Origin of the sequence: Pantoea cypripedii (assembly GCF_002095535.1) — a bacterium.
Lineage (GTDB): Bacteria > Pseudomonadota > Gammaproteobacteria > Enterobacterales > Enterobacteriaceae > Pantoea > Pantoea cypripedii.
This window is the reverse complement of record NZ_MLJI01000001.1, coordinates 2,590,429-2,610,949: the sequence shown is the minus strand read 5'-3', so window position 1 is coordinate 2,610,949 and position 20,521 is coordinate 2,590,429. Positions and strand designations below refer to the sequence as shown.

General features: G+C 55.3%; 19 protein-coding genes. 14 read left to right on the top strand and 5 right to left on the bottom strand.

The genetic code is table 11. The annotated features are described in order from the left end of the window. Positions 1 to 335: 335 nt before the first annotated feature. Together HA50_RS12070 and HA50_RS31065 are read right to left on the bottom strand one after the other, a co-directional pair. Positions 336 to 593: a helix-turn-helix domain-containing protein gene (locus HA50_RS12070; RefSeq protein WP_084878499.1), complete on the bottom strand. Its 258-nt coding sequence runs from the start codon at positions 591 to 593 to the stop codon at positions 336 to 338. 117 nt (positions 594 to 710) lie between these two features. Then, positions 711 to 977: a hypothetical protein gene (locus HA50_RS31065; protein ID WP_139810925.1), complete on the bottom strand. Its 267-nt coding sequence runs from the start codon at positions 975 to 977 to the stop codon at positions 711 to 713. Positions 978 to 1,066: 89 nt separating this feature from the next. Between HA50_RS31065 and HA50_RS31390 the strand changes: the two genes are divergently transcribed. Next, a complete protein-coding gene (locus tag HA50_RS31390; protein WP_158087403.1) occupies positions 1,067 to 1,228 on the top strand; it encodes a hypothetical protein in 162 nt (53 codons plus the stop codon). A 64-nt stretch (positions 1,229 to 1,292) separates the two neighbouring features. Here the strand turns inward: HA50_RS31390 and HA50_RS12065 are convergent, their stop codons facing one another. The 3 genes from HA50_RS12065 to HA50_RS12055 all read right to left on the bottom strand — a co-directional run bounded on the left by HA50_RS12065 (position 1,293) and on the right by HA50_RS12055 (position 4,699). After that, on the bottom strand, positions 1,293 to 2,015 hold the full coding sequence (locus HA50_RS12065; protein WP_084875723.1) for an SDR family oxidoreductase: 723 nt from the start codon (positions 2,013 to 2,015) through the stop codon (positions 1,293 to 1,295). Further along, positions 2,012 to 3,019 carry an isopenicillin N synthase family dioxygenase gene (locus HA50_RS12060; protein ID WP_084875721.1) on the bottom strand — a complete coding sequence of 336 codons (1,008 nt, stop codon included), beginning with the start codon at positions 3,017 to 3,019 and terminating at the stop codon, positions 2,012 to 2,014. Before HA50_RS12060 ends, HA50_RS12065 begins: the two co-directional genes overlap by 4 nt. A gap of 225 nt (positions 3,020 to 3,244) precedes the next feature. Then, complete coding sequence (locus tag HA50_RS12055) at positions 3,245 to 4,699, bottom strand: AMP nucleosidase (protein ID WP_084875719.1); 1,455 nt, start codon at positions 4,697 to 4,699, stop codon at positions 3,245 to 3,247. A gap of 337 nt (positions 4,700 to 5,036) precedes the next feature. Here HA50_RS12055 and HA50_RS12050 point away from each other — a divergent pair, with 337 nt between their 5' ends. The 13 genes from HA50_RS12050 (at position 5,037) to HA50_RS11990 (ending at position 20,490) form a co-directional block, all read left to right on the top strand. Beyond that, the gene (locus tag HA50_RS12050; protein ID WP_084875717.1) at positions 5,037 to 6,152 is read left to right on the top strand and encodes a branched-chain amino acid ABC transporter substrate-binding protein; all 1,116 of its coding nucleotides are present in this window, start codon (positions 5,037 to 5,039) and stop codon (positions 6,150 to 6,152) included. 82 nt (positions 6,153 to 6,234) lie between these two features. Further along, positions 6,235 to 7,149, top strand: a complete 915-nt coding sequence (locus HA50_RS12045) for an ABC transporter permease subunit (protein WP_084875715.1) — start codon at positions 6,235 to 6,237, stop codon at positions 7,147 to 7,149. 10 nt (positions 7,150 to 7,159) lie between these two features. Beyond that, positions 7,160 to 8,443: a high-affinity branched-chain amino acid ABC transporter permease LivM gene (gene livM / locus HA50_RS12040; RefSeq protein WP_084875712.1), complete on the top strand. Its 1,284-nt coding sequence runs from the start codon at positions 7,160 to 7,162 to the stop codon at positions 8,441 to 8,443. After that, positions 8,436 to 9,311, top strand: a complete 876-nt coding sequence (locus tag HA50_RS12035; RefSeq protein WP_084875710.1) for an ABC transporter ATP-binding protein — start codon at positions 8,436 to 8,438, stop codon at positions 9,309 to 9,311. Before livM ends, HA50_RS12035 begins: the two co-directional genes overlap by 8 nt. Further along, positions 9,304 to 10,053, top strand: a complete 750-nt coding sequence (locus HA50_RS12030) for an ABC transporter ATP-binding protein (protein WP_084875704.1) — start codon at positions 9,304 to 9,306, stop codon at positions 10,051 to 10,053. Before HA50_RS12035 ends, HA50_RS12030 begins: the two co-directional genes overlap by 8 nt. 114 nt (positions 10,054 to 10,167) lie before the next feature. Next, entirely contained in the window at positions 10,168 to 11,583 is a 1,416-nt protein-coding gene (locus HA50_RS12025) for an EmmdR/YeeO family multidrug/toxin efflux MATE transporter (RefSeq protein WP_084875703.1), read from the top strand. A 247-nt stretch (positions 11,584 to 11,830) separates the two neighbouring features. Further along, on the top strand, positions 11,831 to 13,462 hold the full coding sequence (locus tag HA50_RS12020; RefSeq protein ID WP_084875700.1) for an ABC transporter ATP-binding protein: 1,632 nt from the start codon (positions 11,831 to 11,833) through the stop codon (positions 13,460 to 13,462). A 127-nt stretch (positions 13,463 to 13,589) separates the two neighbouring features. Then, positions 13,590 to 14,063 carry a MarR family winged helix-turn-helix transcriptional regulator gene (locus HA50_RS12015; RefSeq protein WP_084875697.1) on the top strand — a complete coding sequence of 158 codons (474 nt, stop codon included), beginning with the start codon at positions 13,590 to 13,592 and terminating at the stop codon, positions 14,061 to 14,063. Positions 14,064 to 14,195: 132 nt separating this feature from the next. After that, positions 14,196 to 15,527, top strand: coding sequence for an NAD(P)/FAD-dependent oxidoreductase (locus tag HA50_RS12010; protein ID WP_084875695.1), 1,332 nt, complete (start codon positions 14,196 to 14,198; stop codon positions 15,525 to 15,527). 51 nt (positions 15,528 to 15,578) lie between these two features. Beyond that, the gene (locus tag HA50_RS12005; RefSeq protein ID WP_084875693.1) at positions 15,579 to 17,261 is read left to right on the top strand and encodes a peptide ABC transporter substrate-binding protein; all 1,683 of its coding nucleotides are present in this window, start codon (positions 15,579 to 15,581) and stop codon (positions 17,259 to 17,261) included. Between the two features lie 53 nt (positions 17,262 to 17,314). Continuing rightward, entirely contained in the window at positions 17,315 to 18,265 is a 951-nt protein-coding gene (locus tag HA50_RS12000) for an ABC transporter permease (protein ID WP_084875691.1), read from the top strand. Positions 18,266 to 18,274: 9 nt separating this feature from the next. After that, positions 18,275 to 19,159, top strand: a complete 885-nt coding sequence (locus tag HA50_RS11995; RefSeq protein ID WP_084875689.1) for an ABC transporter permease — start codon at positions 18,275 to 18,277, stop codon at positions 19,157 to 19,159. Positions 19,160 to 19,167: 8 nt separating this feature from the next. Next, positions 19,168 to 20,490 (top strand): NAD(P)/FAD-dependent oxidoreductase, encoded by a 1,323-nt coding sequence (locus tag HA50_RS11990; RefSeq protein WP_084875687.1) that lies wholly within the window; start codon positions 19,168 to 19,170, stop codon positions 20,488 to 20,490. Positions 20,491 to 20,521: the final 31 nt, after the last annotated feature.

Genomic DNA, 20,521 nt, shown 5'->3' with positions numbered 1-20,521 from the left:
ACTGGCAAGTTTCAGTTCGCCAGTGCGGCGACCGAGCAAAGGGGACCTGGCCGTCCCCTTTGCATTCCACGGCCCTGCGCCGCCTTCCTCGCCGCTTCGCGGCTTTTTCGCGCGATAAATCGCGCCGCTACACGCCGCCTTTCGCCGCATCCTTGCGGCTCATCCTGGAATCGTTCCTGCGCTCAGCGAGTCCGGATGGCGCTCACCCCACCGCTGTCACAGTTATGCTGATCCTGGGGTTTCGTGTTGCTGCTGGGTGTTAGTGGCGCGATTTATCGCACGGTTCTGGCCGATATCTGGACGTTAATGAGGATGGACATCCCGCTAGTCTCCCGTTAAGATTTTATTTTCTTTGTAAGTAGTGGTTTTCTTTGTTTTTTGTTGCCTCCTGAATACCGACTGGGCCATATTTCACCGGGAGTCAGGCCTAAAGCCTGCGCAATAATTTTTTCTCCCCGTGGCCAGGGTCTCCGCAGAGCATTGTTTAATGTTCCAGCCGCAAGTCCATTTTCCCTTGAAAGTGCAGCAAGAGACTTCTTCTTTTTTCTGACCGCAGCAAGAATATCCTCTATATGCCAGTCTTTAAGACTCATTTTCCCTTTTCGCTCCATTGCCTATTCATCCCTTAAATTGAATATCTCTACGTCACGTGATGATTTATATATGGAGTAATAAATGATGTAAATCAGAAGAAAAAAACCTATGAAAATTCATAGAATGTCTTTTTCGTGATTTATGTAAATATCTTTATTTTCTGCCCATGGCATATCTCCATCATTCAGGCCTATGAGGGATTCCGGTGTGTAACCTGAATAACTACTGAATACTGAGTTTGATGTGATAAATTCATGATTTGAGTTTTTTACCAACATAATGCCAGCATTCCAGTGAATAATAGGGTGATCACAAAACCACTCAAAAAATAACCCTTCGGCTTGAGGTTGCTGAAAAATAACCCTACTATCAGTAGTAGCCATATTGAATGTTCTCGCGCTCATATTTTTTTGATGAAAGGATATTGCTGCCATGCTTTGCATGTGTGCAATTAACAAGGACGATCACTGTTATGAAAAACAAAGAGAAAAAACTCAAAACATTTCATTTGCCACAACAAAAAGGCAAGCTATCCGACTACTGGATTGCTATTTGCGAAGGTGAGGTAGAAGGCGCAGAAACAGAGCAGGAAGCGATAAAAAGGATCCTGAATAAAAGAAAAGATTTACACTGAATGTGTAAGTGTCATCTCATTTACTGACTCTGAATAACTGGCCTTCCAGGAAAAATAAAGAGTGCTAATTTTGTTGTCTTGTCGGCGCGATTTTAAGATCGCGCACACATACTGATTGCGGCAGCTCGTATGAAAATATGATGCTATCAATAACATTTTTGGCAGAAATGACACCGCCTATGCTTTCTTTCCATTCGATATAATCATTTTTCACGAAGTCGTCACTAATATGGCTGATAAGCTCCGTTTCGGCGGCACCCGGAGAGATAGTGATAACCCGGACGTTGTCCGGGGCAACCTCCCAACGAACGCTGTCGGACAAACCGTGGACGGCGAACTTAGTGGCACAATATGCAGCGTGGTATTGATAGGTCTTTTGACCCGCCAGAGAGGAGATATTGATTATTGTTCCTGTTTTCCGTTCGCGCATGGAGGGCAAGACCGCCTGCATACCATTGATGACGCCCTTGATATTGGTATCAATCATTCGATTCCATTCGTCATGATTCTGATATTCTAATTCACTCAGTAACATCACTCCTGCATTATTTATGATGCAATCTACATCGCCAAACTTCTCTTCAGCCTTGCGAATAGCATGAAAGACCTGCTCACGACAGGTAACATCGACTTCAAAACACAGGGAGTTTGCCAGATTCATCGCATGTAGTTTATCGATACGCCGGGCCAGGAGAGCAAGACAATATCCCCGGTTGCTCAGAGCTCTGGCAACTTCAGCGCCAAATCCGGAACTGGCGCCTGTTAACACTACCAGTTTATTTTTCATAGAAAATTGCCCCATTCTGCATAATATTTCTTAGCAACATCCGGATGAGAGCGCAGCCTTCCCTTCATATAATTCAGACCCACATCTCTGAGTAGCGGGTTGTTTGGGTCAGTTTCGATAAATGAGGAATCTGAGGTTAACTCTGCGGGCAATCTGAATACCGGTACGACAGAATCGAGACTGGCACCTAAGAAATAGGCCACAGAAATTCTGTCATTCTCTCCTGCCGGAGCCAGAACCTTATGAACGGTTGCTTTGAGGTATCCGTTAGTGGCTAACTCCAGTAGCTCGCCCAGATTAACCACAAAGGTATTATCAATTGGGGAAACATCAACCCACTTGTTATCGTTAGTCTTAACTTGTAAGCCTTTATTTTCGTCCTGAAGAATTAGCGTAAGAAGGCCAGAATCTTTATGAGCCCCCACACCCTGAGTCTCGGTTATTTTTTTACAGCGTGGATATCTGATGAGTTTGATATGTTCGTTAGGTGTGTCACCGTATATTTTGTCAAAAGAATTTTCTGGCAACCCCAGACCTGATGCAAGGCTTCTGAGTAATCTCAGCGAGATGCTGGTTAATATATTGTTGTAGAAAAGAAGGGTGTTCTTCAACTCAGGCAAGGATGCAGGCCATTGATTAAAACCATGCAGGCCCATCCAGATAGGATCCTTATCCGTTAAGTTATAGGGATTTCGTTCAGCCCCGATATCAAATTGTTCTCGCCAGTCTGCTTTACCGTTGGTTAATTCATTACCAGCTCGGTTATATCCTCTGAAGTGAGGGGAGTTAATCATTGAAACCGAGAGTTTTTCTTCTTCAGATAATAAAAAAAACTTTCGGGTTTGTTCACGAACTTCCGTCAGGAATGATGCTGCGACGCCATGATCGCTAAGATAGAAAAAACCAACATCATGAGCGGCTTCCGTTAACAGGCTGATAAATTTATCTTTATCATTCCGGCTCCCCTCTAACAAAGATAATTTCAATACAGGTATAGCTGCCATGTTAAATCTCTCCGTCGTTAGCCTGGTCAGATGGCAAAACTTTTCTTAGTAAATACCATAATACATCTAACTATACTAAAGCTTAGGTTGCATGATGTGAACGTTGTCGCAAGTTACAGCAACGGACGGGGTTCATTTTGCCCAGGGTAAAGGGGCACAGGGCTTTTTGGCGGAGAAGGCGGAGGGGGGCGGAAATCACCGCTCACAAAGGAGCGGTGACATTATTTACCTGAACGGCGGCTCATTAAAAGTTCGCAATTTGCGTGAATGCAACTTATCCCCCTCGGCGCGCAGCAGCTCCACCGCACAAATCCCAATCTGCAAATGCTCGGAAATCGCTCCCTCGTAGAAACGATTCGCCTGACCAGGCAGTTTGATTTCACCGTGCAGCGGCTTATCCGAAACGCACAGCAGCGTGCCGTAAGGCACCCGGAAACGATAACCCTGGGCGGCGATGGTGGCGCTTTCCATATCCACCGCCACCGCGCGGCTGAGATTAAAGCGCAGCGCAGAAGCGGAATAACGCAGCTCCCAGTTGCGGTCATCGGTGGTCACCACGGTGCCGGTACGCAGGCGTTGTTTGACCTCTTCACCCGGCATGCCGCTCACCGCTTTGGTGGCGTCGTACAGCGCACGTTGCACCTCGGCGATGCTCGGAATCGGGATATCCGGCGGCAGTACGCTGTCCAGCACATGGTCGTCACGCAGATAGGCATGGGCCAGCACGTAATCGCCAATGGTCTGGCTTTCACGCAGGCCGCCACAGTGGCCAATCATCAGCCAGGCGTGCGGACGTACCACCGCCAGATGGTCGCAGATGGTTTTGGCATTGGACGGGCCAACACCAATGTTGACCAGTGTAATGCCACGGCGATTGGGTGAGGTCAGGTGCCAGGCGGGCATCTGATGCTTCTTCCACGCCAGATCCGACATCATCGCTTCCGGATCCTGGGTGTCTTTGGTGATCACCACATCACCGGCGCAGGCGAGGCTATCGTAGGAGGTGCTGGGATCCTGCACCTGCTCAATCGCCCAGCGGACAAACTCATCAACGTAGCGTGTGTAATTGGTAAACAACACAAATGGCTGGAAGTGCTCCACACCGGTGCCGGTGTAATGACGCAGACGCGCCAATGAGAAGTCGGTACGTAATGCATCAAAGTGTGACAGCGGGAACAGCGCGTCAGCGTTGAACAGGCCATCGGCGGTTTCATCGCCAATCTGCGACAGTTCGGTGGTGGGGAAATGGCGGGCAATGCTGGCGCTCATCGAGCGGTCCAGAGACAAATCGGAACCGTCAATCACATAAGGGTAAGGAATTTCCTGCTGCGATGGCCCGACTTCAATCACCACCTCGTACTCTTTCTCAATCATCAGCAATTGCTCACTGAGATAGTGACGCAATAACGCCGGGCGCGTGATGGTGGTGCTGTAGCTGCCGGTATGCGTAAAGCGACCCCAGGCACGGGTACGATTACGTTGCGGCCCATCGCCAGCCCAGGTAATACGCAGCTCCGGGTAGACAAATAACCCCTGCTGACGCGCTGCCTCATCAGGTAGCCGCCCGTGTTCGGTAAAGTCACGAATGGCGTTGCGTAACGCGTCTACCGCGTTGCTGTACAGCCGCTCAAGTTCATCCAGCGCCTGCTGGCTGCTGATGCCGTTCCGTTGTGTATTCATAAGTTCTCCCGCATCAATTTTGGGTCGATTTGGCTATAGCATAGCGGGTAAACCCCTCAGCACCATGAAGAATCTGTGATCAACCGCATTCTGCACCAACAGAGTGCTGGTGCGTCTTAAAACGCTGGCTATGGTTAAGATCAGCAGACGCGTTCCCTCCCGCTTTGGCGCGATGCCGGTGCAAAAACTTGTCACCAATGCTTACCTTTGGCGAGCTTTTTGCTTGATTGTTAACCGTGGCCCTGCTGGTCACACACTGCACATCGTTAAGTTTCAGAAATTGATTTCTCCCAGGCCGTGGTATGGCTCCGTTCCTGACCCGTTGAGGATTGAAAGCATGTCTTTGAAATTCATAAAATTACCATTGAAGGTTGTGATTGCAGGTTGCCTGAGCGCGGCGTTTTATGCCCAGGCGGATATTAAGATTGGGGTGGCCGGTCCGTTCTCAGGCCCCAACGCCACTTACGGCGCACAGTACTGGAAGGGTGCCACTCAGGCAGCTGAAGACATCAACGCTGCCGGAGGGGTGAATGGTGAAAAAATTGTGCTGGTGCAGGGGGACGACGCCTGCGAACCGAAACAGGCCGTGGCCGTCGCCAATCGCCTGGTAGACCAGGACAAGGTATTGGCAGTGGTGGGGCACTTCTGTTCCTCTTCCACTATGCCCGCTTCCGAAGTGTATGACGATGCCGGTGTACTGGCGATTACCCCCGGCTCGACTAACCCGCAAATCACCGAACGCGGCATGAAAACCATGTTCCGTATGTGTGGCCGCGACGATCAGCAGGGGGCGATTGCTGCTGACTACATCATCGATAAGCTGAAAGCCAAACGCGTGGCGGTGATCCACGACAAAGACACCTACGGCCAGGGGCTGGCCGATGCCACCAAGGCTGCACTGGAAAAGCGCGGAGTCAACGAGGTGTTGTATGAAGGTCTGTCGCGCGGCGAGAAAGATTTTAACGCGCTGGTGACCAAAATCGCCTCAGTCAAACCGGATGTGGTGTACTTCGGTGGCTGCCACCCGGAAGCCGGTCCGCTGGTACGTCAAATGCGTGAACAGGGCGTGACGGCTGCCTTCTTCTCCGGTGACTGTATCGTGACTGAAGATATGGTGACCGCAGCGGGCGGCCCGCAATACACCAAAGGCGTTTATATGACATTTGGTCAGGACCCGCGTCAGATTCCTGACGGCAAAGCGGTGATCGCCAAATTCCGCGCCGGTGGTTTTGAGCCGGAAGGCTATACCCTGTATGCCTACGCTTCAGTACAGGCACTGGCTGCCGCTTACAAAGCCGCAGGTAAAGATAACGCCAAAGCCAGTGAGTGGCTGAAGGCCAATAGCGTTGATACCGTGATGGGCAAAAAAGCCTGGGATGGTAAAGGCGATCTGAAAGTCTCGGATTACGTGGTTTATCAGTGGGACGATAAAGGCAAATATCACCAGCTGTAAGCTGACACGCGGCCCCGCGTGTTGCGGGGCCATTCGCGATTGGGCGCGAGGTTTGCGCTCCCTTTAAGCACGGGACTTGCATATGGAAGCCTTCTTTCTCCAGCAGCTGGTGAACGGCCTGACACTGGGCGCGGTTTACGGGCTGATCGCCATTGGCTACACCATGGTTTACGGCATCATTGGCATGATCAACTTCGCCCACGGCGAGGTGTATATGGTCTCTGCCTATCTTTGTGCCATCGGGCTGGGGCTGCTCAGCTTTTTTGGCATTCACTCCTTCCCACTGCTGATTTTCGGCACTCTGATCTTCACCATTGTGGTGACGGCGGTCTACGGCTGGACTATCGAGCGCATCGCCTATCGTCCGTTACGTAACTCCACCCGCCTTGCACCGCTGATTTCAGCCATCGGTATGTCACTGATTTTGCAAAATTATGTGCAAATAAGTCAGGGTCCGAATCAGCAGGGTATTCCCACCCTGATGTCCGGGGTGTTGCGCATGGAAATTGGCGATGGCGTGGTGCAAATCACCTGGACCAAAGTGTTTATCCTGATTGCCGCGTTGTGCGGTATGGCGCTGCTCACCTGGATTATTCAGTACACGCGGCTGGGTCGCATTTGCCGCGCAGTGCAACAGGATCGGCGCATGGCCGCCATTCTCGGTATCAACACCGATCGGGTGATTTCGCTGGTGTTTATGATTGGCGCGGCGATGGCGGGTCTGGCTGGCGTGCTGGTCACCCTGAACTACGGCACCTTTGATTTCTACATTGGCTTCGTTATCGGCATCAAAGCCTTTACTGCGGCGGTACTGGGCGGCATAGGTTCGTTGCCGGGGGCGATGCTCGGCGGCCTGCTGCTTGGCGTGGCCGAAGCGCAGTTCGCCGGGCTGGTGAACTCCGATTACAAAGATGTGTTCTCTTTTGCCCTGCTGGTGGTGATTTTGATCTTCCGGCCACAGGGGCTGTTGGGACGACCGCTGGTTGCCAAAGTGTGAGGACGCCAAAATGAGTGCAATGACGCAACGAATCGATGTGCGCCAGTCGCTGCTGGATTGTGTGATGGCCGGGCTGGTGGCGCTGGTGGTGTTTGGTCCGATTGTCGGTGTGGTGCTGGATGGCTACAGTTTTCATCTCTCGCCGCAGCGCGTTGCTGTGCTGGTGGCGGTGGTGATGGTGGGTCGTCTGCTGTTTAGCTTGTTTCAGCAATCCGCTGCCGGGCAACGCTTCGCGCGTAAATTTGAAGGCAATGATGATGGCGTGTACGTGCGCGAACCAGGTCACCGCTCCCATTTACGCTGGATCCTGCCTGTGCTGCTGGTGGTGGCGCTGGCGTTTCCGTTCCTCTCGAGTAAATACCTGCTGACGGTGGCGATTCTCGGGCTGATTTACGTCTTGCTTGGTCTTGGGCTGAATATTGTGGTGGGTCTCGCGGGTCTGCTCGATCTCGGTTATGTGGCGTTTTACGCCATCGGTGCCTACGGGCTGGCCCTCGGTTATGAGTATCTCGGCCTCGGCTTCTGGAGCATGTTGCCGCTGGCGGCGCTGATGGCCGCCTTTGCTGGTGCGCTATTGGGTTTCCCGGTGCTGCGGATGCACGGCGATTATCTGGCGATTGTCACCCTCGGTTTTGGCGAAATCATCCGTCTGGTGCTGAACAACTGGCTGACATTTACCGGTGGCCCCAATGGGGTATCGGTGCCGTCTCCCACCTTTCTCGGGCTGGAATTTGGTCGCCGTGCACGCGAGGGCGGGGTGCCGTATAACGAGTTTTTCCACCTCGACTACAACCCGAACATGAAGTTTATCTTTATCTACGTGGTGCTGGTTCTGGTGGTGCTGCTGGTGTTGTTTATCAAACATCGCTTGACGCGCATGCCGATTGGTCGCGCCTGGGAAGCGCTGCGCGAAGATGAGATCGCCTGCCGGGCGATGGGGCTGAATCACGTATTGGTCAAGTTGTCGGCGTTTATGCTGGGCGCGTCAACCGCCGGTATCGCCGGGGTGTTCTTTGCCAGCTATCAGGGTTTCGTCAATCCGACCTCGTTTACCTTTTTCGAATCGGCACTGATCCTCGCCATTGTGGTACTGGGCGGGATGGGTTCGACGCTGGGTGTGGTACTGGCGGCGTTTGTGCTGACGGTTGCTCCCGAGCTGCTGCGCAGCTTCGCCGAGTACCGGGTGCTGCTGTTTGGCGTGCTGATGGTGCTGATGATGATCTGGCGACCACGCGGGCTGGTGCGAACCGCACGCGTAGGCGTGCCGCTGCGTAAGGGAGTGCGCCATGAGTGATGCTATTTTGCAGGTGGATAACCTGATGATGCGCTTTGGCGGCATTAAGGCGCTGAATGACGTCAGCCTGGCCGTTGAACGCGGCTCGGTCACGGCGTTAATCGGCCCCAACGGCGCGGGAAAAACCACGGTATTTAACTGTTTAACCGGCTTTTACCGCGCGACGGGGGGGCGTATCACCCTGAACGCCAGGCAGCGATCCACCGACGTCATTCAGGTGCTGGGACAGAAAATTCACCCCACTGACTGGCTGCACCCGGCGCGGCTCGGTTCACGCGTCTGGTACAAAATGTTTGGCGGTGCGCATCTGGTGAACCGTGCCGGTCTGGCGCGTACCTTCCAGAATATCCGTCTGTTCCGTGAAATGTCGGTGATTGAGAATCTGCTGGTAGCGCAACATATGCAGGTTAACCGCCAGCTGCTGGCGGGCATCCTCAATACCCGCGGTTATCGCGAGGCGGAAAATCGCGCGCTGGATCGGGCGTTTTACTGGCTCGAGAATGTGGACCTGGTCGGCAGCGCCAACCGGCTGGCGGGCACCTTGTCTTACGGCCAGCAGCGACGGCTGGAGATTGCCCGCGCCATGTGCACGCGGCCAGAGCTGATTTGCCTCGATGAACCGGCTGCCGGACTCAACCCGGTGGAAACCGGGGCGTTAAGCCAGATTCTGCATCGTCTGCGCGCTGACCATCGCATCAGCGTGTTGTTAATCGAACACGATATGCCGATGGTGATGCGCATCTCTGACCATATCGTGGTGCTGGATCACGGCGATGTGATTGCCCAGGGCACGCCGCAGCAAATCCGTCATGACCCGAAAGTGATTGCCGCCTATCTCGGCGCGGAAGAGGAGAGTGATCATGGCTGAACCGATGCTGAGTTTTGAAGGGGTGGATGTGTTTTACGGTCCGGTGCAGGCCCTGAAACAGGTCTCTCTGACGGTGAACGAAGGGGAAACCGTAGCGCTGATTGGGGCCAACGGCGCGGGCAAATCCACGCTGCTGATGTCGATATTCAGCCAGCCGCGTATCGCCGCCGGGGAGATTCGCTTTCGCGGCGAAGCCATCAGCCATAAATCGACCCATGCGATAGCCGCCAGCGGCATTGCCCAGGCCCCGGAGGGGCGGCGCATTTTCCCCGATATGACGGTGGAGGAAAATTTGCTGATGGGCACCATCTCGATTGGCGATCGTCATGTGCGCGAGGATAAGGACCGCATGTACCAGTTGTTTCCACGCCTGCTGGAACGGCGTAAGCAACGTGCGATGACGCTGTCCGGTGGTGAGCAGCAAATGCTGGCGATAGCGCGTGCGCTGATGAGTCGGCCAAAGCTGCTGCTGCTGGATGAACCCAGCCTCGGTCTCGCACCGCTGGTGGTGAAACAGATCTTCAGCATCCTGCGTGAACTGACACAACAGGGCATGACGCTGTTTCTGGTGGAGCAGAATGCCCGCCATGCGCTGCAACTGGCCGATCGTGGCTATGTCATGGTCAACGGTGAAATTCTGCTGCGTGGCAGCGGCGAGGAATTGCTGCATAACGAGGATGTACGCAGTGCGTATCTGGGCGGTGCGGTCGATCCTGCGGCCCCGGGAACAAAAAGTTTGTAATAATGATTAAATGTTGACGGGAAACACTTTGCATAATTGTTAGCGGCCTATCATCATTATTCTTCTTGTCCAAAGTGATTTGGTATTCCCTTGCAAAATCCTGGCGTAGCAGTGATGCGGGCGATCAGAAAAACGGCGTGGTATCCAAAACGCCGTTCTTATCGCACGCTGTTGTGGCGTGAAATTACGCCTCTGGCCGTGCCCATCTTTATCGAAAACCTCTGCGTGATGCTGATGGGCGTCCTCAGTACCTTCCTGGTCAGCTGGCTGGGTAAAGAAGCGATGGCGGGCGTAGGCCTGGCCGATAGCTTCAATATGGTGATCATCTCATTCTTTGCCGCCATCGATCTTGGCACCACGGTGGTGGTGGCGTTCAGCCTTGCCAAACGTAATGGCAAACGGGCGCGCGCGGCTACCCGCCAGTCGCTGGGCTTAATGACGGTACTGGCGTTTGTGCTGGTGATCGCCATTGAGATTTGGGGCCACCTGATCATCGATGTGATTGCCGGGAGCGCCGAACCCCAGGTGAAGGAGCTGGCGCTCAGTTACCTGCAAACCTCGGCCTGGAGCTATCCGGCAGCGGCGATTGCGCTGATCGGCAGCGGTGCCTTGCGCGGGGCGGGCAACACCAAAATCCCGATGCTGATCAATGGCGGGATGAACATCCTCAATATCATCATCAGTACCGTGCTGATCTACGGCTGTTTTGGCTGGCATGGATTGGGTTTTATCGGTGCCGGTCTCGGGCTGACCATCTCACGTTATATCGGCGCCATAGCGGCGATTTACGTGCTGTATTTGGGTATCAACCCGGCACTCAAAATCTCCATCCAGAGTTACTTCCGGCGCTGGAATTACGGCATCCTGATGGAAGTGCTAAGCATTGGTGTGCCCGCCAGTATCGAATCGGTGTTGTTTAACGGCGGTAAGCTGCTGACGCAGATTTTTGTTGCCGGGATGGGCACCAACGAAATCGCCGGTAACTTTATCGCTTTCTCGATTGCTACCCTGATTAACCTGCCCGGTAACGCATTAGGCTCAGCTTCGACCATCATCACCGGCAAGCGACTCGGGCGTAATCAGGTGATGCAGGCCGAACGCCAGATCAAGCATGTGTTCTGGCTGGCGATGATTGGCCTGTGTAGCCTGGCGGCAATCACCGTGCCGATTGCTGGATTGCTGGCGAAGTTCTATACCCGCGATCCGGAAGTGATAACGGTGACCAAACACCTGATCTGGCTGAACGCCGCCTTTATGCCGATCTGGACCGCCTCCTGGGTGCTGCCCGCCGGGTTGAAAGGCGCACGCGATGCCCGTTACACCATGTATGTCTCGATGTTCAGCATGTGGGGCGCACGCGTGGTAGCCGGATACCTGCTCGGTATTGTGCTGGGTATGGGGGTGGTTGGCGTGTGGCTCGGCATGTTCCTCGACTGGACAGTGCGCGGCATTTGTTTCTGGTGGCGTCTGACCAGCGGTACCTGGCTGAATAATTATCGCCGGATGCTGGCGAAAAACGGGGGGGGATAACCCCCCGTTTCCCGTAGCGGCGCGATTTATCGCGCAATTTCGTGCGTGGTGCTGGAAAAATCCGCGCGATAAATCGCGCCGCTACAACTTATGGAAAATAAGTAAAAACTATTATTTCCTCACCGCTATTCTGTGCCATTTTCCCTTCTTAACTAAAAAATTAAATTCATCTGCTGGTCAATTCCGTTATTTAACCGCTGGCTTCGATACCGAAAAACTATTTTTCAGTGCAACCAGGAGCGTCAATATGGAAAACCCTGACAACATCGCCCCGTTATTTTCTGTACGCCAGCTTTCTGTGGCGCTGCCTGCCGGTATGGACCGCCGTTTTGCGGTGGAAAACCTCAGTTTTGATCTCTGGCCAGGGGAAATTCTTTGCATCATTGGTGAATCCGGTTCGGGGAAATCCGTCACCGCCCATGCGGCGATGGGATTGCTGCCAAAGGCGTTGCGCGTTGATGGCGGCGAGATTCTGTTGCGCGGCAACAACCTGTTGCAGCAAAGTGCCGAGCAGTTGCGCCAGTTGCAGGGCAAGACCCTCGCCATCATCTTTCAGGACCCGTTGTCGGCGCTCAATCCGCTGATGACCATTGGTGAGCAGATAGGCGAAGTGATGCTGGCGCATAACGTCGGCACCCCCATGTCACGCCAGCAAAAAGTACTGGCGCTGCTGGAGGAAGTCGGGTTGCCGGAACCGGAGAAAATCCAGCATCAGCACCCGTTTCGCCTGTCCGGCGGTCAGCGTCAGCGCGTGATGATTGCCATGGCGCTGGCGCTCGACCCCGATATTCTGATTGCCGATGAACCCACCACCGCACTGGATGTCACTACCCAGGCACAAATCCTGCGGCTTATCCGTGGCCTGCAACAGCGCAAGGCAATGAGCGTGATGTTTATCACTCACGATTTTGGTGTGGTGGAGGAGATCGCTGACCGGGTCATCGTGATGGAAAAGGGGCGCATGGTGGAGTCTGGCCCGGCGCAGCAGGTGCTGAATGCCCCTCAGCATCCCTATTCACAGCAGCTGATTGCTGCGGTGCCGCGTATGCATGCCGGTGACAAAGACGTGCGCGACACGCCGACGGTATTACGCGTCAATAACCTGGTAAAAACCTACCGCAGCGACGGTGGCTGGCTGAGCCGCAGCCGAGAGGTGAAGGCGTTGAATAACGTCAGCTTCAGCCTGAACAAGGGCGAAACGTTGGGCATTGTCGGTGAATCGGGTTCCGGCAAATCTTCGCTGGGCCGGGTGTTGCTGAAGTTACTGGCAGCGGATAGTGGGGAAATCCTGTTTGACGGGCGCGATATCCTGCCGATGAAAGAAGCGGATTTCCGCCCGCTGCGCCGCTATATCCAGATGATTTTCCAGGACCCTTTCGCCTCGCTTAACCCGCGTCACACCATTGGCACCATTCTTTCAGCCGGACCGCTGGCGCTGGGCGGTATGACGCCGCAGGAAGTGGAGCGCAAAGCCAAACAACTGCTGCAACGAGTGGGCCTCGATGCCAGCGCCTGGCAGCGTTTCCCGCATGAGTTTTCCGGTGGTCAGCGCCAGCGCATCGGCATTGCGCGCGCGTTAATGTTCGACCCGGTGCTGCTGGTGGCGGATGAATCGGTCTCTGCGCTGGATGTGTCGATTCAGGCGCAGGTGCTGGAATTGCTGCGCAGCATTCAGCAGCAAACCCAGGTGGCGATGATTTTTATCACCCACGATCTGCGTGTCGCCAGCCAGATTTGTGACCGTATCGCGGTGCTGTTTAAAGGGGAAATTGTTGAGCAGGGCACGCCGCAGGCGGTGTTCCGCCAGCCGCAGCATCGTTATACACAACAACTGGTTAGCGCCATTCCTGGTCATGCGGAAGAGCGGGTGGCGTCTTAAGTGAAATTGGAAAAAGCTATGACAAAAGTCGTTGTCATTGTCCACTATCTCACCAATACTGGGTGAAAGTTTGACCTGCCTTAATCCCTTCTTCTGAGACGTTTTTTTCAGGTATGTGGAGCGCAGAATGATAAAACCAGCTGTACCTGCTGTTCCGCAACAAGCCGTTGACGTGGATTTGGGACCGCTTGGCAATATGCTGAGTTTTTACATTCGTAGCATCAACATCGCCGTGTCGCGTGACCTTGACCAGCAACTGGCTGGACTCGAAGTGGCGCGTGGCACCGGCAAAATCAGCACGCTGCTGGTGGTGGACCGCCACCCTGGTATCCGGCCTTCGGTGATTGCCGATGTGATCCAGCGTGACCGTTCGGCCATGGCGCGTCTGCTGGAGCAGATGGAGCAACAACAGTTGCTGACGCGTGAGGCAGACCACAGCGATAACCGTTCACAGGCGCTGTTTCTTACTGAGCACGGTAAGGCCCTGGCGCAGCGCGTGCGCGAACTGACGCAGCAGCAGGAAGATCGTTTTTTTCAGCGGCTGACGGCCAGAGAAAAACACACCGTCATCCGTTTATTAAAAAAAGTCTTACAGCCGTAATGCATGAATAAAAGCTGCATATTTCTGTGGGTGAGAAATTAATTTCACCTGCACGGTGAACTGTTGTCGAAATATCTCTGATGGCGTCTGATAGCAGACTGAAATAATGACGATAAAACTGCGGGAATTATTATGCCTGGTCCGTTTGTTGTGCCGGTACACGGCGATGTGACATTGCCGGAAAAAGTCGATGTGGTGGTGATAGGCGGCGGCATTATTGGTTGCGCCACCGCGCTGGAAATTGCCGAACAGGGCGTCAGCGTCGCGTTATGCGAGAAAGGGGGTATCGGTCAGGAGCAATCCAGCCGTAACTGGGGCTGGGTGCGGCTGGCGCGCCGCGACCCGCGTGAAGTCCCGCTGATGGCCGAATCACTACGCATCTGGCAGCAACTGGATCAGCGGGTGCAGGCGGACACCGGTTATCAGCGTGCTGGCATCACTTTTAACTGCGCCACTGACCAGGAATTCAGCGAGCTGCAAAGCTGGTCGCGGCATATGGAGGGCACTGGTTTTCGTGCTGAGATGCTGGATCGCGACGGGGTGGCGAAATTGTTTCCCGGCCACAAAATTCAGGGCGTGGGTGCGCTCTATACCCCGGATGATGGGCGTGCTGAACCGCAGAAAGCGGCTCCGGCGATTGCCGAAGCGGCACGCCGCCACGGTGCGCATATTCTGACGGAATGTGCGGTGCGCGGTATCGAAACCAGCGGTGGACGTATTTCTGGTGTGATGACGGAACGCGGTGCGATTGCCTGTCAGAGCGTGGTATTGGCCGGAGGTGCCTGGTCAGGGCTGATGGCGCAGCGTTTTGGCCTGCGCCTGCCACAGCTCAAGGTGCTGAACAGCGTGGTACGCACCGAGCCGCTGGCGGGTGGGCCGGAAGCGGCGTTCTGGGCGCGTGATTTTGCCATTCGTAAACGCCAGGATGGAGGCTACACCATCGCCTCCGGCCATGAAAGCGAAGTGGATTTTGTGCCCGATACTTTTCGTTTTGCCCGCAATTTCCTGCCAGCACTGCGCCACGAATGGGGATCATTACGCCTGCGCCTCACCGGACGATTTTATGATGAGTGGCGGATGCCGCGTCACTGGCATCTGGATGAACCCAGCCCGTTTGAATACTGCCGCGTACTCGACCTGCCGCCATCGAGAAAACTTACTGACAAGGTGCTGGAGCAGCTTAAGCAACAACTGCCCGCACTGGCCGGGCTGAAAGTCGCCCAGCGCTGGGCTGGCTGCATTGATGTGCTGCCGGATGCCATCCCGGTGATTTCCCATATCGAACGTTATCCCGGCCTGGTGATGGCCACCGGTTTTTCCGGCCATGGTTTTGGTATCGGACCCGGAGCCGGACGCCTCACCGCCGATTTGGTGCTTAACCGTACCCCGGTGGTGGACCCCAACGCTTTCCGTTTCTCCCGTTTCACTGATGGTTCAAAGATCGAAATTATGACCGGCTACTAACTCTTATTGCCGCAGCGCGGCGTTGTGTTTCTGTTCACCTGAGGAATAACAATGAGCGATAAGTTTGCAGATTCCCTGCCAAAAATTTCCCGTCGGCAAGCCCTGGTTTATCTGGCGTCGGGCACCGCAGCGATGGCATTGCCGGGGCTGTTCGGCAGCAACGTGGCGCGTGCAGCCATGACCGGGGCGGCGGGAAGTGGTGGACAGATGGTGGTGGGGTTCTCGCAGGAACCGACAGTATTTAACCCGCTGATGCCCCATATCGAAGTCGACGATGGCCTGCATTTCAGCCTGTTCGATCCGCTGTTTGGCATCGATGATAAGGGGAATTTCACCCCGGCCCTGGCGACAGAAGTCCCGACGCAGGCGAACGGCGGTATCTCCGCCGATGGTCTCAATTTCCATCTCAAACTGCGCGACGGGGTGAAGTGGCACGATGGTCAGCCATTCACTGCCGAAGATGTGAAATTCACCCTGGAACTGCTGGTGGACCCCAATTTCCGTAGCTGGAGCCGTTCCGGTCATGAGCTGGTGCGCGACATTACCATCGTCTCGCCGACCGAAATCAAATGGCGCATGGAAAAACCTTATTCGCCTTACACCTCGATTCTTGCCGCCACCTTCATTGTGCCGAAGCATGGCTTTGCCAACGTGCAGGACAAAAACACCGCGCCGTTCAACAGCGCGCCGGTGGGCACCGGACCGTTCAAATGGCAGCAGCGTGTGCCGGGCGACCATATCGAACTGACGGCGAACAAAGATTACTTTGGCGACGGCCCGAAACTCGATCGGCTGATTTATAAATACATCCCGGATCTCAACGTGATGTACACCCAGTTTGTCTCCGGCGATATCGACATTGCCGGGTTGCAGTGGATCTCGGCTGACCATTACGACGAGGCGAAAAAGCTGCCGGGTAAAGTGGTGGATGTGTTCCAGAGCGCCACCATCGAGAACTTTGCCTTTAACCTGGCGCGTCCACAGTTCCAGGACCCCGCCGTGCGTGAAGCACTGTATTATGCCATTGATAAACAAACCATTATCGATGCGTTGTATTACGGCCTGCCGAAGCCGACCGAAACCTATATGCCGCGTCAGTCGTCGTATTTTAACGCCGACTTACCGGCCCATGAATTCAGCCTCGATAAAGCCAAAGCGCTGCTGGATAAGGCGGGCTGGAAGCCCGGTGCGGGCGGGATACGCGAGAAGAATGGCGTCAAACTGTCGTTCACCAACTCCACCACCGCCGGGAACCATCTGCGCGAACAAATGCAGCAGTTTATGCAGCAAAGCTTCCAGGAAATTGGCGTCGAGATGAAGATCTCCAACCTGCCACCGGCGGTGATGTGGGGCGATTACTGGATGCTGTCGAAATTTGATAGCGCCATTGTCGGCCTGAATTACCTCACCGGCTCCGATCCCGATACCGCCACCTATATGCGTTCCGATGCCATTCCGGCGCAGGGTGGGGCGGGGCAGAACGTATTCCAGTACAAAAATCCTGAGGTGGACAAGCTGCTGGCGCAGGGCAGTGCCGAGTTTGCCCCCGAGCAGCGCAAGGCGGCTTACCTGCAAATCCAGTCGCTGGTGCGTAAAGACCTGCCGTTCCTGACGTTGTTCAGCTTTGCCAATGTGCGTGGGCACAAGGATGGTGCAGAAAATATCATTCCCAACATCAACGTGCGTATCGATAGCTGGAACGTCAACACCTGGTACTGGAACAAAAAAGCCTGAGTCCATTCACAAAGTGCGTGACGTGATCGCGCGTCACGCCGGGGAGAAGAGCCATGGGCGCATTTCTGCTGCGACGTGTTGGTCAAAGCATCATTTTATTGTTGCTGGTGTCGATCATCGGCTTTGCCGCACTGAACCTGGCACCCGGTGGGCCACTGTCACAATACGCCTTAACGCCGGGGATGACCCAGGAAGCGATGCAGCGCATCGCCACCCAAATGGGGCTGAACCGGCCTTTACCGGTGCAATATTTTGACTGGCTCAGCCATTTGGTGCGCGGTGACTGGGGGCGATCTTATCGTGATGGTCAGCCGGTCCTCAGCATCATCTTTTCACATCTGCCCGCTACCTTGTTGCTGATGTGCACCTCAATGGTGTTTTCCATCGCTATCGGCGTGTGGATCGGCATTCAGAGCGCCATCAAACGTGACAGCCTGTTTGATCGCATGGCGACCATGGGGGCGATGGTGGCGCTGTCGATCCCAACCTTTTGGTTCGGCCTGGTGGCGATTTATTTCTTTGCGCTGAAGCTGCAATGGCTGCCTGCCGGGAATATGTACACCGTGGGGGACGGTTCGCTGCTTGATGTGCTGCGCCATCTGATTTTGCCGGTGCTGGTGCTGACCTTTGTCGATGTGGCGATCTGGAGCCGCTACATGCGCACTGCCACGCTGGAGGTGATCAACCAGGATTTCATCAAAACCGCGCGTGCTAAAGGTGTTTCCCCACGTCGCGTGCTGCTGAAGCATGTGGTGGGCAATGCGCTGTTGCCGATGATTACCCTCGCGGGTATGCAGCTGCCGACCATTCTCGGTGGCGCGCTGGTGGCGGAGACGGTGTTCACCTGGCCGGGCATGGGGCGTCTGTTCCTCGACAGCCTCGGTTACAGCGATTACCCGGTGGTGATGGGGTTGCTGATGTGTTCGGCCATTCTGGTGCTGATTGGCAATCTGCTGGCGGATGTGATCACCGCGCTGGTCGATCCGCGTATTCGTCCCGCTTAAGGAGGCAAGATGGCATCTTCTGTGATTACGCCACCGGTCGCCACGTCACGCTGGCGAGGCAACCGCACGCTGCAACGCTTTCTGCGTCACCGGCTGGCCTGCGCCAGTCTGCTGCTGATTATCCTGATGGCACTGGCCTGCGCCTTTGGCCCCGCATTGCTGCCGTTTGATGATTTACATATCGACCTGCGCGCACGTTTTGCGCCGCCGCTTACCGGCTGGCACTGGCTGGGCACCGATCCACTCGGACGTGATTTGCTGGCGAGACTGTTGATGGCCGGGCGCATTTCGTTACTGGTGGGTTTCTTTGCCATGCTGCTCAGCATCATGCTCGGCACGCTGGTGGGAATTGTGGCTGGCTATTACGGTGGACGTGTCGGTGCGTTGCTGATGCGGGTCGTCGATGCGTTTCTCGCTTTTCCCAGCGTGTTTTTGCTGCTGGCTCTGGCGGCGTTTATTAAACCGGATCCGGCGATGATCACCGTGATTATCGCGGTGACCAGCTGGATGGAAGTGGCACGCATTGTTGAGGCGGAAGTCCGTTCGCTGCGTGAACGCGAATACATTCTGGCGGCGCGCATGCTGGGTCTGTCCGGACGCTGGATTATGTTTCGTGAGCTGCTGCCCAACGTGGTCGGGCCAATTATTGTCGCCGCGACGCTGACGGTGGCGCGTGCCATTCTGCTGGAAGCCTATATCAGCTTTCTCGGCTATGGTATTCAGCCGCCGCTGCCGAGCTGGGGCAATATGCTCAACGGTGCACAGCAGTACCTGATTCGCGCGCCCTGGCTGGCGCTGGTGCCGGGCATCGCCATTACCCTGGCGGTGACCTGCTTTAACTTTATTGGCGATGGGCTGCGCGATGCGCTGGACGCCCGCAGCGAGAAAGAGTGAGGTGACTCATGGCCCGGTTCTCCCCGTTTGAAGATTCGCTGTGGTTTGCCACTGCGGCTGCCGCGCCGTCATTGCCCCCGTTGCAGGGCGAGCGCCAGGCCGATGTCTGTGTGGTGGGCGGCGGTTATACCGGCCTGACCACGGCGCTGACGCTGGCAAAGCAGGGGGTAAAAGTCACGCTGCTGGAAGCGCAGCAGGCCGGTTTTGGTGGTTCGGGACGCAATGCCGGTCACTGTACACCGACCTTTACCCATTTTTCCCTGCCGGAACTGCGCCGGTTACTCGGTGAACCCTGGGCGGAGCGACTGATTGCGCGGCAGACCCAGGCGAATCATCAGGTCAGCGCCATGATCAGTGACTACCAGATTGACTGCGAATGGCAGCAAAACGGTTATCTGCAGGCAGCGGCACGGCCAGGGGCGATGAAGTTGATCGAAGAGAAAGCCCGCCAGTACAACGCGGTGGGGGCGCATACCGAAGCGGTAGATGCCGCGCAGGCGGAACGCATCAGTGGCAGCCCGCGCTTTTATGGTGGCTGGTTTCATCATGAAGGGGGACACCTCAATCCGCTGGGCTATGCGCGTGGCCTGGCGCGCGCGGTGGTGCAGGAGGGTGGGGAGATCTATTGTGCATCGCCGGTCAGTGAGGTGAAAAAGCAGGGCGCCAAATGGCAGGTGATCACGCCGCAGGGCGCGGTACTGGCGGATAAAGTGATTTTTGCCACCGGTGCTTATACCGTCGCTGGCTGGCCGCAGCTGGCTCAGAGTTTTCGTATCATGCGGGTGTTTGTGGCGGCAACCCAGCCGCTGGATGAGGCGTTGCGCCGCCAGGTACTGCCCCTGAATACCACCCTCCATGACGGACGCGGTGATATCTACGTTTACAAATACAACCAGCAGGGACGCATTGTTGCCTCGATGTTCCCGATGGGGCGGCGTGGGCGTGAGATGAATTATACCCATCAGGTGATGAGTGACCGGCTGCGCTGGCTGCATCCGGCTATCGACCAGCCATTACGCTGGGAATATTTCTGGTATGGCGAGCTGGATATGCAGCAGCGCACCATCCCGCGCCTGTATCAGCTGGCACCCGGCGTGGTGGCGCTGACTGGTCTTTCCGGGCGAGGCGTACCCACCGGCAGTATGCTGGGCGGCATTCTGGCCGAATGGGCGCTGGAGGTGCCGGAAAGTGAGCTGGCGTTGAAGATTGAACCGCTGCATAAAGCCCCGTTCTGGATGGGCTTTGGCCCACAACTGACGCTGCGTTATTACCGGGCACGGGATTGGTTGCGCTGCCGCATGGAAGGTGCCGCGCTGCCACCCCATGCCTGATGTTATATGCAATTTGCGGCAATGAAGCGCA